Below are 14,739 nucleotides of genomic sequence, written 5' to 3' on the forward strand. Positions count from 1 at the left end.
GATCACGCCGACAGCGCGCCCTGCACCTGTGCCGCGAAATCCTCGCCGCGTTTCTCGAAGCTGTCATACTGATCGAAACTGGCCGCCGCCGGGGCCAGCAGCACCACGTCACCCGGTTCGGCCTCGGCGACCGCGCGCGCAACCGCCATCTCCATCGTACCGCAGGCTTCGGTCTCGACCCCGGTCAGCTGCACGGCAAAGGCATCGGCCTCGCGCCCGATGACATAGGCTTTGCGGACATGCTCGAACCCCGGAGCCAGCCCGTCCAGCCCACCTTCCTTTTGCAACCCGCCACAGATCCAGCGGATGTTCTGGAACGCCTCCAACGCCTTGAGCGCGGAATCGACGTTTGTCGCCTTGCTGTCGTTCACGTAAGTGACGCCATTCTGTTCCGCGATGATCTGGCTGCGATGCGGCAACCCCCCAAAGCTGTGCAACGCCGCCTCGATCTGGCGCGGCGCCACGCCCAGCGCGCGCACGGCGGCATAGGCGGCGCAGGCGTTCTGGTGATTATGTGCGCCTGGCAGACCCTTGATCCCGCGCAGGTCGATCGACGCGACCTGCTTGGCCTTGCGCCATTCGGTCAGGAACCCCTTGCGCGCATAGACCATCCAGCCGGGGCCGCTCAGTTTCTGGCCCGAGGACACCCGGATCACCCGATCATCGCCGGGTCCTTCGGCCAGCTGGTTGGCGATATAGAGCCCCTCGTTTTCATCCACGCCGATCACCGCGCGGTCCGGCCCGCCTTCGGCAAAGAGCCTACGCTTGGCCGCGAAATAGCCGCCCAGCCCCGCATGCCGGTCAAGGTGGTCCGGCGACAGGTTGGTGAACACCGCCACATCCGGCGTCAGCGCGCGGGCCAGATCGGTCTGGTAGCTGGACAGCTCCAGCACCACCACGTCGCCATCCCCCGGCGGGTCGATATCCAGCACACCGCGCCCGATATTGCCGGCAAGCTGGCTGCTGCGCCCCACGGTTTCGAGGATGTGATGGATCAGTGCCGAGGTGGTGGATTTGCCATTCGATCCGGTCACGGCAATGACGCGCGGCGCAGTGTCGAACTCGTCCCATTCGCCCGTTGCCAGCGACCGGAAGAACAGGCCGATGTCGTTGTCTACCGGCACACCGGCGCGCCATGCCTTGGCGATCACCGGATTGGGCGCGGGATAAAGATGCGGAATGCCGGGGCTGACGATCAGGCTGGCAATCGCCTCGAACGCGCCATCGCGCGACAGGTCGCGGATCTCGAAGCCTTCGGCCTCGGCAGATTCGCGGGCCTTGGGGTTGTCGTCCCAGCAGATCGGGGTCGCGCCCCCGTCGCGCAGCGCCCGCGCCGCCGACAGGCCGGACCGGCCCAACCCCAACACGGCCACCTGATGGCCTTCAAAACCCTGAACCGGGATCATTGCGCACCTCTTGATAAGTCCGCCAATCGCTAGCGCATCTGGATGCGGCTTGAAAGGTCAGCCGTTGAGCTTGCGCAAACGTGCCGTGACGGACAACCCGTGTGCCTCGAGCGATTCAGACCGCGCCAGCGTTTCCGCCGCAGGACCGATGGCGCGCAACGCGTCGGGCGACATGCGGGCCAGCGTGGTGCGCTTGACGAAATCCAGCACCGACAGCCCGGACGAAAACCGCGCAGAGCGGGCCGTGGGCAGAACGTGGTTCGGACCGCCGACATAATCCCCAATCGCCTCGGGCGTCCACTGGCCGAGGAAGATCGCGCCCGCATGGGTGATCCGGGCCGACAGCGCGTCAGGGTCCGCGACGCACAGCTCCAGGTGTTCCGGCGCGATCCGGTCGCACAGCGTCACCGCCTCGTCCAGATCGCGCACGGTAATGATTGCCCCGAAATCGCGCCAGCTTGCCTCGGCAATCGCGCGGCGTTCCAGCGTTTCGAGCCGTTTCTCCACGGCCTCGGCCACCGCCTGACCAAAACCCGCATCGGTGGTGATCAGCAGCGATTGCGCGGATTCGTCGTGTTCGGCCTGTGACATGAGATCCAGCGCGATCCAGTCGGGGTCGTTGTCGCCATCTGCGATCACAAGAATCTCCGACGGCCCCGCGATCATGTCGATGCCGACCTTGCCGAAGACCCTGCGTTTGGCGGCGGCCACAAAAGCGTTGCCCGGTCCGGTGATCTTGTCCACCGGCGCGATGGTCTCGGTGCCGTAAGCCAGCGCCGCAATCGCCTGTGCGCCGCCGATCCGGTAAACCTCGTCCACACCGGCGATGCGGCAGGCCATCATCACCAACGGATTGATGACGCCGTCCGGCGTCGGCACAGTCACTGCAAGCCGCCCGACCCCCGCCACCTTGGCCGGCACCGCGTTCATCAGGACCGAGGACGGGTAGCTGGCAAGCCCGCCGGGCACATAAAGCCCCGCCGCCGACACGGGCGTCCAGCGCCATCCAAGCGTCGCGCCCTGGTCGTCGGTCCACATCTCGTCCTGCGGCAACTGCCGAGCATGATAGGCTCGGATACGCTCGGCCGCGGTTTCCAAGGCGATGCGCTCGGCCTCTGGCACCTTGGCGATCTCGGCGTCGATCTCGGCCTCGGACACGCGCAGCTGCGCCGCGGTCAGCTCAAGCCGGTCGAATTTCGCGGTCAGGTCCAGCACAGCCGCATCGCCACGTGCCCGCACGTCCGCGATGATGCCCGCGACCACGTCATCCACGTCCGGGCTGTCCTCGCGCTTGGCGTTCAGGATGGCGGTAAAGCGCGCGTCGAAATCGGCATCGGTCGTGGACAGGAATTGTGGCATCACGCCCTCCGGATCAGCTTTGCCGGGTACTTAGACCGCGCCGCCCGAACCCTCAAGCGCCGCGCGTCAGGTCGGTGCCATCCAGCGCCTTGATCATCAGCAGATCGTCACGCCCCGCACCATCGATCAGCACCGACCTTGGCCTGCGCCCGAAGACGTGAAAGCCCAAGCCGTGATACAGCTTTTGCGCGCCTGTGTTCTCGACATCGACCACCAGTTCGGCCTGCTGCACACCTGCGTCGATCAACTGCTGCAACAGCGCCTCCATCAACGCCCGGCCAAACCCCTGTCCCTGCGCCTCTGCACGCACATACAGCGGGCCGATGTCGGCCATGTGCCGCATCCGCTGCGGGCCACCGCGCCGGGCCGAGACAAACCCGACCAGCCGTTTCGCATCGTCGAACACACCAAGCGTCAGGTTGACCTCGAGCCCGCGCTCCACGTCCCGGTTGGGGATGGCACGCACCTCTTCGGCCCCGAACAGGAAGGCCGTGGGCACCCGCATGAGACCATCGGCCCAGAGCGCCCGGAAGGCAGACAGGTCTTTCGGCGTCAGCCGACGGATGATCATTCCGGGTGATCCGGCACCTTGCCCGACACGGCGGCATAGGGTCTGGTCACGTCACGCAGCGACACGTCAAGCTCGGACACCTGCAACCGGATCGCACCGTCACCCGCCAGCGTGAGCAGAACCGCGCCGCCGCCCGCCCCGTCTTCCTCGACACTCACCGACAGGACCGACAGAATCGTATCGGCATCGCCCTGCGTCACACCCTGGCTGGCGACGCGCTGCACGTTTTCGACCGCCAACACGCACTGAACCCGCTCGGGTGTGCGCTTGCGCCGGTCCGCGACGGGAATGTCCTCCCAGCGGAACCGGTTCAGCAGGATGCCGAACCGCTGCCTGCCGCGCTGCCATTGCATCTCGCTGGCAGGGAAAACCGCGTCCTGACACAGCGCGGAGAGCACTTGCAAATCCTCGGAATCCATCGCCACCAGTCGCAGCGGCCTGGCAGCGCCCTCTTCGAATGTGGCATCCGTCGTCACTGTTCTTTCACCCGTTCTATCCTGGCGCCTACGCTTTCCAGCTTGCGCACCACGTGTTCATAGCCGCGGTCCAGATGATAGACCCGGCTGACGATGGTGTCTCCCTCTGCCGCCAGACCGGCAAGGATCAGCGACACCGAAGCGCGCAGGTCGGTCGCCATCACCGGCGCGCCCTTGAGGTGCTCGACGCCCCTGACCGTTGCAGTCCCGCCATGCACGTCGATGCTGGCCCCCATCCGGATGAGTTCGGGCGCGTGCATGAAGCGATTCTCGAAGATACGTTCCTCGAGCACGCTGGTTCCTTCGGCGGTACACAACAGCGCCATCATCTGTGCCTGCAGATCGGTCGGAAAGCCCGGGAAGGGCTCGGTCGTCACATTCACCGCCGACACGCGGCCGTTCTTGCGCGCCACCTTGAGGCCGTTCGGCGTTTCCTCGACCGAGATGCCCGCCGCATCCAGCGTTTCGCAGAACGCCGCCAGAAGGTCGATCTTGCCACCAAGACATTCGACCTCGCCGCCGCAGATCGCCGGGGCCAGCATGTAGGTGCCCAGTTCGATCCGGTCGGTCACCACCCGGTGCGTCGCGCCCCCCAGACGGTCGACACCCTGAATGGTGATCTCGGACGTGCCTTCGCCGTCGATCTGCGCACCCATCTTGCGCAGGCACTCCGCCAGGTCGACGATCTCGGGCTCACGCGCGGCGTTCTTCACCACGGTTGTCCCCTTGGCCAGGGTCGCCGCCATCAGCGCGTTTTCCGTGGCCCCGACCGAGGCAAACGGGAAATCGACAATCCCGCCGCGCAAGCCGCCCGCAGGCGCCTTGGCGTGGACATAGCCATCGCGCAGGTCGAGCTCCGCCCCCATCGCCTCGAACGCCTTGAGATGCAGGTCCACCGGGCGCGCGCCGATCGCGCAGCCCCCGGGAAGCGACACTTCGGCATGACCAAATCGCGCCAGAAGCGGCCCCAGAACAAGGATCGACGCCCGCATCTTGCGCACGATGTCATAATCCGCCCGCGTCGAGGTCAGGTCATGGCTCGACATCGCCAGTACCTGACCATCCTGCAAGGCCTGGACCTCGGCCCCGAGCGACTGCAACAGCGTCGTCATGGTGCGAATGTCGCTCAGACGCGGCGCATTGGTCAGCGTCAGCGGTTCCTCGCTCAAAAGCGTCGCCGGCATCAGCGTCAGGCAGGCATTCTTGGCGCCCGCTATGGGAATCTGGCCGCTCAGCGGCCCGTTCCCGGTCACGATAATCTGGTCCATACGTGTTAACTGCCCTTGCTCGTACTCTTGTTGTCTTTTGTCTCATCCGATGCCCCGGCCGACCGCGCGCGGGCCTGCGCCTTGCGCTTGGCCATATTCGCCTTCAGCGCGGCCTTCAGCCTGTCTTCCCGCGCCGCTTGGGTCGTTTTCCCGGATGAGGGTTTCTGCGTCATGCCGCCTTCCTATCCCAGAGGCAAAAAAGGGTCCAGATTGCGCTTGCACCGATTTCCGTTTGAGTCTAATCACCCGCCACGTCGAGCATGACACCCCGGCGCTGTGGTAGCTCAGTGGTAGAGCACACCCTTGGTAAGGGTGAGGTCGAGAGTTCAATCCTCTCTCACAGCACCATTTTCAACCAGATGACCATGCCCAGTCCTTGATCGCAGACACGGTCTTGTCGCGGCGCAGTTGACGCACGGGCCATGACCAGCCTTGCTGACGACACAATGCGCTGATAGCTAGAAACCCGCGTCTTTTTCGGGCCCTGTTACATGCGCGCAGCCATTGCGACCGGAGAATATCATCTGGGCGGTGAGACCTTCATCAACCGCCACATCGAGCATCTGTTCGGTGGCAATACGGTTGTGGTCTGCGGTCGGTTTCGGGGCGACAACCCGTACGGCAAGCCGTATTTCGTCAGGCGCGATGGGCTGTCGGGCCGCGACATCATGGTGGCGCCGTGGTGGCTGCTGCGCAATCGAATGACGCATGGCACGTCGCGCCTGCCCTTCGGCGAGGCGCGGCACGCGCTCGTCAAGTTCCTGCGCGAGGAACATGTCGACGTGATCCTGGCCGAGTTCGGCACCCAGGCGCTTGCCCTTGCGCCCCTTGCAAACGAATTGAGCATCCCGATCTTCTCGTATTTTCGCGGCACGGATGCCTCCAAGGCGATCCGGACCGAACGCATGCGCGCGGCCTACCGCAAGATGATGCCGCGGTTGGCGGGCGTGTTTTCGGTGTCGCGTTTCCTGCTCGACAACATGGCGAAACACGGCATTTCGCACCCGAACAGCACCGTGATCCCGTCAGGCGTCGACACCCGGCGCTTTGCACCACAGGCCAAGGTTCCGCTCAGCTTTCTTGCCGTCGGGCGCTTCGTCGAGAAAAAAGCCCCGATGACGACGCTGCGGGCCTTCGCAAAGGCGACCCGGGACCTGCCTGAAGCGCGGCTCGATTTCATCGGAGACGGCCCCCTCCTGGAACCGACACGTGCGCTGGCCCGGGATCTCGGGATCGCCGCAAAGCTGCGGTTTCATGGCGCGCAGCCGCATCACACCGTGCGGGACCGGCTGATGAGCACACAGTTCTTCCTGCAACATTCCGTGACCGCGCGGGATGGCAACACCGAGGGCCTGCCCACCGCAATCCAGGAGGCCATGGCCTGCGGCTGCATCACGGTCTCGACCCGCCACGCCGGCATCCCCGAAGCCATAGACGAAGGCGAAACCGGTTTCCTGGTCGAAGAGCATGACGAGCCGGGCTTTGCCCAGGCCATCGCATCGGCCATCGCCGTGCCCGACCCGGCGGCGATGTCCGCCCGCGCGCGGCATGTCGCGGAAGAGCGGTTCGACAACCATGTCCTTCTCAAGGTGCTCGAACGGCACATCCAGGACGCCTTGCTGCTTGATCCGAACCCGGGCGACATCCCCAGGACCCGCACGTCGGCATAGGCCGCTGCCGCAATCTGACTGGACCGACCGTGCTTCTTTACCGCTTCCTGATGACCCTGCTTGCCACCAAGGACGTCACGGCGCGGCTGCTGGCCGGAGACCGCAAGACGGTACAGGCGCGGCTGGGTCGGGTGCCGGCGGGAAGCCGCGCGAACCGCATCTGGCTGCATGCCGCCTCGAACGGAGAACTCACCTCGGCGCGCCCCGTGCTCGAGCGGCTCGTGGCCCGGGGCCACAGCCTGCTGATCACCGTCAATACCGACAGCGCGCTTGCGCTGGCGCGGGGCTGGGCGCTTGAGAACACCGCCGTGTTACCCGCGCCGGTCGATCTGCCCGGACCAACGCGGCGTGTCATCGCCGCGTGGCAGGTGACCGCGCATATCACGCTCGAATCCGATCTCTGGCCCTGCCGGATCCTGGCGACGCCCGGTCCGGTGCTGGTTCTCGGCGGCCGCCTGACCGAGCGTTCGGCCCGGGGCTGGGCCCGGTTCGAAAGCCTGTCGCGGCGGGTTCTGGGCAAGGTCGCCTACCTGTCGGCGCAGGATGGCGCCTCTGCCGACCGTTTCGAAAATCTCGGTCTTTCACCGTCCGCCCGCGGCCCTGTGGTTGACCTCAAGGCGCTCTACACACCTCCGCAGACCGCGCCGGACGCAGCGCTGCAACGGGCTTTCGACCGGACCCGGACCTGGCTCGCCGCCTCGACCCACGAAGGCGAAGACGAGATCGTGCTCGACGCCCACAAGACCGCGTTGTCGACCTGGCCGAACCTGAAACTGATCCTTGCGCCCCGTCACCCGAAACGGGCCGAGGCCATCGAAGCCCTGATCCGCTCCCGGGGTCTGACCTGCGCCCGCCGCAGCTCGGGCGATGCGCCGGATGCACAGGTCTATCTGGCCGACACCTTTGGGGAGATGCACCTCTGGTACACGCTGGCAGGCGTCACCTTCGTTGCCGGGTCGCTGACAGACCGGGGCGGCCACACGCCTTATGAACCGGCGGCGTTCGGATCGGCCCTCCTGCACGGTCCGGACACCGCGAACTTCGGCGCGGCCTATCAGCGGCTGACCGATGCCGAGGCCGCGATCTGCGTCACGGACAGCGCAAGCCTTGCTGACGCGCTTTGCGACCTGCAAACACCCGGCAAACAGGCCGCGTTGGCCCGTGCCGCGCAAGACGCAGTGCACCAGGACACCGATCTCGACGGGCTGATGCGGGATATCCTGTCGCATCTTGACGCTTGATGTCCGCCGATACAGGCTTATTTTCAGTCGGTACAAAAAATACAGCGGCCAACACGGCGGCAAGAGCAGCAGACGCACCCCGGACATGATTCAGTTTACCCTCAAATGTTCCAACGACCATCGGTTTGACAGCTGGTTCCAATCCGGGTCGGCCTTCGACAAGCTGCATTCGGCCGGCTTGGTCAGCTGTTCTGTCTGCGGGTCCGCGAAGGTGTCGAAAGCCATCATGGCGCCACGCGTCAGCACCGCCGACAAGCCGGAACAGCGCCCGGCCAAGCCGAAACTGACCGAACCGGCCAGCCCGGCCGAACAGGCCCTGGCCGAGCTGAAGAAATACGTCGAGAAGAACTCCGATTACGTCGGAAGGAATTTTGCCACCGAAGCCCGCGCGATCCATACCGGCGATGCGCCACAGCGTCCGATCTGGGGCGAAACCCGCGGCGACGAGGCGAAAAAGCTGATCGAGGATGGCGTGCCGATCGCCCCCCTGCCCTTCACCCCAACGCGAAAGTCCAATTGATGAACATCCTGATCACCGGCGCGAACCGGGGCATCGGTGCGGCACTACTGACGGCGGCCGGGGACCGGGGCGATACCGCCATGGGCACCAGCCGCGCGGGCGACGCGGGCCTGCTGCCGCTGGACGTGCGCAATCCCGAAAGCTGCCGTGCGCTGGCCGATCGACTGGACGGCACGTCGCTCGATCTTCTGGTCTGCAATGCGGGCGTGTACCTTGACCGGGGGATCGCGGCCGACAGCCTGACCGACACGCAGCTCTGGGAGGAGACCTTCGCCACCAACGTCACCGGCGTCTATCTCGGCGCGATGGCGCTGCTGCCGCATCTGAAGCGGTCGCAAACCCCGAAGATCGCGATCATCTCGTCGCAAATGGGGTCGAGCACCCGCGCCAAGGGGCAAAGCTACATCTACCGGGCCTCCAAGGCGGCAGCGGTCAATCTTGGCCGCAACCTTGCGGTCGATCTGCAAACGGACGGGATCGCGGTCGGGATCTACCATCCGGGCTGGGTGCGCACCGACATGGGCACCAGCGCCGCCGCCATCACACCCGAGGAGTCCGCCGCCGGTCTGCTGGCCCGCTTCGACGCGCTGTCCCTCGCCACCAGCGGCTGTTTCGAGATGTGGAACGGCGACGCGATGCCGTTTTGACGGTATCCGAGCCCGCCGATTTCCCCAAGGCCTTCGCCAAGGCGTGGCACAGCCGCGATGGCGCCCGGATCGGCGCGCTCTTTGCCGAAGACGCCGATTTCGTCAACGTCACCGGGCTTTGGTGGCGCAACCGCGCGGCCATCTCCAAAGCGCATGACTATGCGCTCAAGTCCTTCTTTTCCGACACCATTCTTGAACCCGGCGTCACCACCACGCGCCAGCTTGGCCCGGATCATGCCGTCGTCCATTGCCGCTTTCGCCTGTCCGGCCAGACAGCCCCCGACGGCAGCCTCGCCCAGGACCGCCGGACGATCCTTTCCTTCGTCCTGCACCGGACCCCCGAAGGCTGGCTGGCCGTGGCCGCACAGAACACCGACGTGATCCCCGGCAAGGAAACCCACCTCAACGCGGGCGGCCTCACGGCTGTCGACTATCGGGACACGTAATCCGCCCACGTCATTCAGCGCTCTTGCGCGGGCAGGCCACCCAACGTAAAGCACCGGCTGAGTCTGACCCGGGAGGCCATATGCCCGTTCTCGTGATGAAATTCGGCGGAACCTCCGTCGCCACGCTTGACCGGATCAAGCGCGCGGCAAAGCGCGTCGGCGTCGAGGTGTCCAAGGGCTATGACGTGATCGTCATCGTGTCCGCCATGTCGGGCGAGACGAACAAGCTTGTGGGCTATGTCGAGGAAACCTCGCCGCTGTTTGACGCGCGCGAATACGATGCCGTCGTGTCCTCGGGCGAGAATGTCACGGCGGGGCTGATGGCGCTGACGCTTCAGGAAATGGACGTGCCCGCGCGCAGCTGGCAGGGCTGGCAGGTGCCGGTGAAAACCACATCCGCCCATTCATCGGCCCGGATCGAGGACATTCCCCCCGACAACATCACCCGCAAGTTCGGCGAAGGCATGCGTGTCGCCGTGGTCGCCGGGTTTCAGGGCATCAGCCCCGAAGGCCGCATCACCACGCTGGGGCGCGGCGGATCGGATACGACCGCCGTCGCCTTTGCCGCGGCCTTCAAGGCGGAACGCTGCGATATCTATACGGATGTGGACGGCGTCTACACCACCGACCCACGCATCTGCGACAAGGCCCGCAAGCTCGACCGCATCGCCTTCGAGGAAATGCTCGAACTGGCCTCTCTGGGCGCGAAGGTGCTGCAGACCCGGTCCGTCGAACTGGCGATGCGCTACAAGGTGAAACTGCGCGTGCTGAGCAGTTTCGAGGAGCAATCTGACGACGCAGGAACATTGGTCTGCGACGAGGAGGACATCATGGAAAGCAATGTTGTAGCAGGCGTCGCCTATTCCCGCGACGAGGCCAAGATGACGCTGGTGTCGGTCGCCGACCGCCCCGGCATCGCGGCGGCGATCTTCACCCCGCTGTCCGAAGCGGGCGTGAACGTCGACATGATCGTGCAGAACATCTCGGAAGAGGGCCGCACCGACATGACCTTCTCCTGCCCCACCAACCAGGTGCAGCGCGCCGAAAAGGCGATGGTCGACGCGAAACAGCGTGGCGACATCAACTTCCACGACATCGTCGCCGACACTGCCGTGGCCAAGGTGTCGGTCGTCGGCATCGGCATGCGCAGCCACACCGGCGTGGCCGCCAAGATGTTCCAGGTGCTCTCGAAAGAGGGGATCAACATCAAGGTCATCACAACCTCCGAGATCAAGATTTCCGTGCTGATCGACCGGAAATACATGGAACTTGCGGTTCAGGCACTGCATGATGCCTTTGAGTTGGAAAAAGCGGCCTGACACAGTGACCAACGCCGTCACGGCGGGCGACGCGCGAGGGGCAGAACATGGTTGAGCGCGCGGAAAGCGAAAGCCGCAAGCTGCTGGGTCGGTTGCGCGACACGATGGCCGACAAGGCCGCAGGACAGGAACGGCTGGATCAGATCACCCATCTGACAGCCGATTCCATGGGCACCGAAGTGTGCTCGATCTACCTCTTCCGCGACGACGAAACGCTCGAGCTTTGCGCGACGCAGGGCCTCAACCCCGAATCCGTCCACCAGACCCGGATGAAACTGGGTGAAGGCCTCGTCGGTCGCGTCGCCCGCACCGGCAAGGTGATCAACGCCGCCGATGCCCCCTCGGCCAAGGGCTTCCGCTACATGCCGGAAACCGGCGAGGAAATCTATTCCAGCTTCCTTGGCGTCCCGATCCAGCGGCTGGGCGAAAAGCTGGGCGTGCTGGTGGTCCAATCCAAGGAAGCCCGCGAATTCAGCGCCGACGAGATCTACGCGCTCGAAGTGGTCGCGATGGTGCTGGCCGAAATGACCGAGCTGGGCGCCTTCGTCGGCGAAGGGGCGGCCCTGCGGGCCCGCCACACCGAACCGGTCCTGATGCGCGGCGTGGCCGCGCAGGAAGGCGCCGCCGAAGGCCATATCTGGCTGCACGAACCCCGCGTCGTGGTCACCAACCTGGTCGGCGACGATCCGGAGTCCGAACGCAGCCGTCTGCATGAAGCGGTCGAGAACCTGCGCGTCAGCGTCGATCAGCTGCTTGCCGGGGCCTCGGATGACCACGAACAGGTGCAGGTCCTCGAAGCCTACCGCATGTTCGCCAATTCCAAGGGCTGGCTGCGCCGGATGGAGGAAAACATCGGCCGTGGCCTGAGCGCCGAAGCCGCCGTCGAGAAGGAACAATCCGACGTCCGCGCCCGCATGTCCCAGGCCACTGATGCCTATCTGCGCGAACGCCTGCAGGATCTTGACGACCTGTCCAACCGCCTGCTGCGCATCCTGACAGGTCAGGGCACACAAACTGGCGCGGAACTGCCCGAAAACCCGATCCTGGTCGCCCGCAACATCGGCCCCGGCGAGTTGCTGGAATATGGCCGCCAATTGCGCGGCATCATCCTCGAGGAAGGCTCGGTCGGCAGCCACGCGGCGATCGTCGCGCGCGCGCTGGCCATCCCGCTGGTGATCAACGTCGCGCGCATCACCAACGAGGCGCTGAACGGCGACCATGTCATGGTCGACGGCGACGAGGCCGTGGTGCACCTGCGCCCCGGCGACACCGTGGTCAGCGCCTTCCGCGACAAGATGGCGATGCAGGCCAAGGCGCAGGAGCGCTACGCCTCGATCCGCGACAAGCCGGCCACGACGCTGTGCGGCAAGACGATCCGGCTTGAAATGAACGCCGGGCTGATGGCCGACCTGCCCTCGCTGGAAAACTCCGGAGCCGAAGGCGTGGGCCTCTTTCGCACCGAGCTGCAATTCCTCATCCGCAGCCAGATGCCGCGGCGCACCGAACTGGCCGCGCTCTATGCCCGGGTGCTGGATGCCGCCCATGGCAAGCGCGTGGTGTTCCGCACGCTCGACATCGGGTCGGACAAGGTGCTGCCCTACATGAAGGCGCAGGACGAACCCAACCCCGCGCTGGGCTGGCGCGCGATCCGCGTCGGGCTCGACAAGCCCGGCGTGATGCGGATGCAGTTGCAGGCGCTGTTGCGCGCCGCCAATGGCCGCCCGCTGTCGATCATGTTCCCTTTCGTGGCGCAATACGAGGAATATGCAGCCGCCCGCGCCGAGGTCGACAAGGCCCTGGCGCGCGAGACCAAGCTGGGCCATGCGCTTCCTGAAAGCCTCGAGATCGGCGCGATGCTGGAAACTCCGTCGCTCGCCTTTGCCTGCAAGAAATTCTACCAGGAGGTCGAATTCCTGTCGATCGGCGGCAATGACCTCAAGCAGTTCTTCTTCGCGGCCGACCGCGAGAACGAACTGGTCCGCCGTCGCTATGACACGCTGAACGTCAGTTTCCTGACCTTCATCGAAGGCATCGTCTACCGGTGCAAGTCAACCAACACACCGCTGTCCTTCTGCGGCGAAGACGCCGGGCGCCCCGTCGAGGCGCTCTGCCTCGCCGCGATCGGCCTGCATTCCCTGTCCATGCGCCCTGCCTCGGTCGGCCCGGTCAAACACCTGCTGCGGCGCTGCAACCTGGACGACGTCCGCAAGATCATCCACGACGCGCGCAACGCCGGAGACCAGACGGTGCGCCCGGCGGTGATGGAGTATTTGCGGGGGTTGAGTTGATGCGACGTAGGGTGCGTGATTTCACGCACCGCGCCAAACCCGACACTCCCGTAGGATGCGTGATTTCACGCACCATCCCAAACCCGACACCCCCGTAGGGTGCGTGATTTCACGCACCATCCCAAACCCGACAGCACGCCCCAGCCATTCTGGCTGATCAAGATCGGGTTTTCCGACCCGCGTGCTGTCGATGCGTTTGCGGGCGAACGGGTGCGCTCTGGTCCGGTGCCGGATCATGATTGGCCCAAGGCGCCCCGTCCGCTCTGCCCCGAATTCATCCGGGAACAGGCCCAGATTCCGCCATTAACGTTAAGATAGAGTGAACCGGACGCGCGATTTACCCGATAGTCAGACGGTTTTCACCACGCGGCGCAATTCTTCGACCAGCACTGTCTCGGACGTCCCGCTGTCGATCGCCAGGCGCCGCAGCCCGAAATGCACATGCGCCATTTCCTGATAGTAGCTGGTATAGGCGTAATTCGTCGCCGCCCCCGCAGCCGCCCCCAGGATCGGCACCGTCTGCGCGGCAAGCTTCTGCCCCAGCACCGTCGCCAGCCTCGGGGCCACCGATTTCAGGATGCCATGCACCGCCGCCCCGTTCAGGGTCACGCGGGTCGACAGGAACGCCATGTTGGCCCCGTCATCATCCGCCAGCGGCCCGGCACTGGCGAACACCGTCAGGCAATCGGCCAGCACGCCGGGGTCGTTCGGATCGAAATCATATTCGGCCGCGATTCCCTGGATGGTCCGCAACAGCACGGTTGTCGTGACCGGCAGTTCCGCCAAAGCCGTCGGCAAACCGCCTGCCCCGCCGACCGCCCCCATCGCGGTGGTCATCGCGGTGTTGAGCCAGCCCTTCTGGTCCGGCACCAGCCCGCGCGACTGTTTCGCAGCTTGCAACGCCACCCGCAGCGCCCGTTCGGTCGCCCCTTCCAGCCCTTGCTTCACAGGGTCCGGCAGCCGTTCGAGCAGGTTCTCGGCCCGCCCGCCGATCATGTTGAGCACTTGCAGCCCCACCCCTCCGGCGGCCTTGTGGCGACGGGCAAGCGTGGCAATGGCGGTCTGGGTGTCCAGTGGGACAAGATCGGTTCCGGTCATACCGTACAATTGGGGGCATTTCCCGTCCGGTTCAAGCGTCGCGTTCGACAAGCCCGGTCACACCGGCCCAAGCCCCCGGTTCCAGGTCAAGACCCAGCACGCGGTCCGGGTTGGTCGGCGGCGGCATCTCGACGCCCTCCAGCTTGTCGAATCCGAACCGCCTGTAATAGGGCGCATCGCCCACCAGCAGCACCCGCGCCCAACCTTCGCGATGCGCCTGATCCAGACTGTCGCGAATGAGCGCGCCGCCCAGCCCCTCTCCCTGCGCCGTCGGGTGCACGGCCACCGGGCCAAGCAGCAGAACCCTGTGCTTCGAAATCCTGACCGGCCAATAGCGGATCGCACCGCCGAGCATGCCCTGATCGTCCCGCGCCACCCGGCTCAGGCTTGCCACCGGTGGTACCCCGTCGCGCAACCGGTAGGACGACAG

Annotated in this window: 16 protein-coding genes and 1 tRNA gene; 9 read left to right on the forward strand and 8 right to left on the reverse strand. The window is 65.4% G+C overall.

What is annotated here, in order from left to right:
- Positions 1-2: 2 nt before the first annotated feature.
- Genes murD through LCF60_RS10485 form a run of 6 tightly spaced genes read right to left on the reverse strand, consistent with a single transcriptional unit; the run spans position 3 to position 5,253 of the window.
- Entirely contained in the window at positions 3-1,406 is a 1,404-nt protein-coding gene (murD, locus tag LCF60_RS10460) for a UDP-N-acetylmuramoyl-L-alanine--D-glutamate ligase (protein WP_292291651.1), read from the reverse strand.
- A 57-nt stretch (positions 1,407-1,463) separates the two neighbouring features.
- On the reverse strand, positions 1,464-2,765 hold the full coding sequence (gene hisD, locus LCF60_RS10465) for a histidinol dehydrogenase (RefSeq protein ID WP_292291652.1): 1,302 nt from the start codon (positions 2,763-2,765) through the stop codon (positions 1,464-1,466).
- Positions 2,766-2,817: 52 nt separating this feature from the next.
- Positions 2,818-3,336 (reverse strand): N-acetyltransferase, encoded by a 519-nt coding sequence (locus LCF60_RS10470; RefSeq protein ID WP_292291653.1) that lies wholly within the window; start codon positions 3,334-3,336, stop codon positions 2,818-2,820.
- Entirely contained in the window at positions 3,333-3,812 is a 480-nt protein-coding gene (locus tag LCF60_RS10475; RefSeq protein WP_292291654.1) for a DUF2948 family protein, read from the reverse strand. The genes LCF60_RS10470 and LCF60_RS10475 overlap by 4 nt, the downstream gene beginning before the upstream one ends.
- Positions 3,809-5,080, reverse strand: a complete 1,272-nt coding sequence (murA, locus tag LCF60_RS10480) for a UDP-N-acetylglucosamine 1-carboxyvinyltransferase (RefSeq protein WP_292291655.1) — start codon at positions 5,078-5,080, stop codon at positions 3,809-3,811. The genes LCF60_RS10475 and murA overlap by 4 nt, the downstream gene beginning before the upstream one ends.
- A 5-nt stretch (positions 5,081-5,085) precedes the next feature.
- Positions 5,086-5,253 carry a hypothetical protein gene (locus LCF60_RS10485; protein ID WP_292291656.1) on the reverse strand — a complete coding sequence of 56 codons (168 nt, stop codon included), beginning with the start codon at positions 5,251-5,253 and terminating at the stop codon, positions 5,086-5,088.
- Positions 5,254-5,353: 100 nt separating this feature from the next.
- Between LCF60_RS10485 and LCF60_RS10490 the strand changes: the two genes are divergently transcribed.
- From LCF60_RS10490 to LCF60_RS10530, 9 genes are all read left to right on the forward strand, one after another.
- Positions 5,354-5,428, forward strand: a tRNA-Thr gene (locus LCF60_RS10490).
- A 143-nt stretch (positions 5,429-5,571) separates the two neighbouring features.
- Positions 5,572-6,750: a glycosyltransferase gene (locus LCF60_RS10495; RefSeq protein ID WP_292291658.1), complete on the forward strand. Its 1,179-nt coding sequence runs from the start codon at positions 5,572-5,574 to the stop codon at positions 6,748-6,750.
- 29 nt (positions 6,751-6,779) lie between these two features.
- The gene (locus LCF60_RS10500; RefSeq protein ID WP_292291659.1) at positions 6,780-7,991 is read left to right on the forward strand and encodes a glycosyltransferase N-terminal domain-containing protein; all 1,212 of its coding nucleotides are present in this window, start codon (positions 6,780-6,782) and stop codon (positions 7,989-7,991) included.
- Positions 7,992-8,076: 85 nt separating this feature from the next.
- Positions 8,077-8,511, forward strand: coding sequence for a DUF1178 family protein (locus LCF60_RS10505; RefSeq protein WP_292291661.1), 435 nt, complete (start codon positions 8,077-8,079; stop codon positions 8,509-8,511).
- Entirely contained in the window at positions 8,511-9,158 is a 648-nt protein-coding gene (locus tag LCF60_RS10510) for an SDR family oxidoreductase (RefSeq protein WP_292291663.1), read from the forward strand. Before LCF60_RS10505 ends, LCF60_RS10510 begins: the two co-directional genes overlap by 1 nt.
- Positions 9,131-9,604, forward strand: a complete 474-nt coding sequence (locus LCF60_RS10515) for an SgcJ/EcaC family oxidoreductase (protein WP_292291664.1) — start codon at positions 9,131-9,133, stop codon at positions 9,602-9,604. Before LCF60_RS10510 ends, LCF60_RS10515 begins: the two co-directional genes overlap by 28 nt.
- A gap of 80 nt (positions 9,605-9,684) precedes the next feature.
- Positions 9,685-10,923, forward strand: coding sequence for an aspartate kinase (locus LCF60_RS10520; RefSeq protein WP_292291665.1), 1,239 nt, complete (start codon positions 9,685-9,687; stop codon positions 10,921-10,923).
- A 47-nt stretch (positions 10,924-10,970) separates the two neighbouring features.
- Entirely contained in the window at positions 10,971-13,211 is a 2,241-nt protein-coding gene (ptsP, locus tag LCF60_RS10525; RefSeq protein ID WP_292291667.1) for a phosphoenolpyruvate--protein phosphotransferase, read from the forward strand.
- A 99-nt stretch (positions 13,212-13,310) separates the two neighbouring features.
- Complete coding sequence (locus LCF60_RS10530; RefSeq protein WP_292291669.1) at positions 13,311-13,529, forward strand: hypothetical protein; 219 nt, start codon at positions 13,311-13,313, stop codon at positions 13,527-13,529.
- Between the two features lie 30 nt (positions 13,530-13,559).
- Here the strand turns inward: LCF60_RS10530 and LCF60_RS10535 are convergent, their stop codons facing one another.
- Both LCF60_RS10535 and LCF60_RS10540 read right to left on the reverse strand, forming a co-directional pair.
- Positions 13,560-14,309, reverse strand: a complete 750-nt coding sequence (locus LCF60_RS10535; RefSeq protein WP_292291671.1) for an EcsC family protein — start codon at positions 14,307-14,309, stop codon at positions 13,560-13,562.
- A gap of 31 nt (positions 14,310-14,340) precedes the next feature.
- A partial coding sequence (locus LCF60_RS10540; RefSeq protein WP_292291672.1) for an N-acetyltransferase occupies positions 14,341-14,739 on the reverse strand: 399 nt, incomplete at its 5' end.

This window comes from Marivita sp. (assembly GCF_020055635.1).
GTDB lineage: Bacteria > Pseudomonadota > Alphaproteobacteria > Rhodobacterales > Rhodobacteraceae > Marivita.

Coding starts and splice junctions, on each gene's coding strand:
- LCF60_RS10535 (WP_292291671.1), bottom strand. CDS start 14,309: ATGACCGGAACCGATCTTGTCCCACTGGACACCCAGACCGCCATTGCC.
- LCF60_RS10495 (WP_292291658.1), top strand. CDS start 5,572: ATGCGCGCAGCCATTGCGACCGGAGAATATCATCTGGGCGGTGAGACC.
- LCF60_RS10510 (WP_292291663.1), top strand. CDS start 8,511: ATGAACATCCTGATCACCGGCGCGAACCGGGGCATCGGTGCGGCACTA.
- LCF60_RS10505 (WP_292291661.1), top strand. CDS start 8,077: ATGATTCAGTTTACCCTCAAATGTTCCAACGACCATCGGTTTGACAGC.
- ptsP (WP_292291667.1), top strand. CDS start 10,971: ATGGTTGAGCGCGCGGAAAGCGAAAGCCGCAAGCTGCTGGGTCGGTTG.
- LCF60_RS10470 (WP_292291653.1), bottom strand. CDS start 3,336: ATGATCATCCGTCGGCTGACGCCGAAAGACCTGTCTGCCTTCCGGGCG.
- murD (WP_292291651.1), bottom strand. CDS start 1,406: ATGATCCCGGTTCAGGGTTTTGAAGGCCATCAGGTGGCCGTGTTGGGG.
- hisD (WP_292291652.1), bottom strand. CDS start 2,765: ATGCCACAATTCCTGTCCACGACCGATGCCGATTTCGACGCGCGCTTT.
- LCF60_RS10520 (WP_292291665.1), top strand. CDS start 9,685: ATGCCCGTTCTCGTGATGAAATTCGGCGGAACCTCCGTCGCCACGCTT.
- murA (WP_292291655.1), bottom strand. CDS start 5,080: ATGGACCAGATTATCGTGACCGGGAACGGGCCGCTGAGCGGCCAGATT.
- LCF60_RS10485 (WP_292291656.1), bottom strand. CDS start 5,253: ATGACGCAGAAACCCTCATCCGGGAAAACGACCCAAGCGGCGCGGGAA.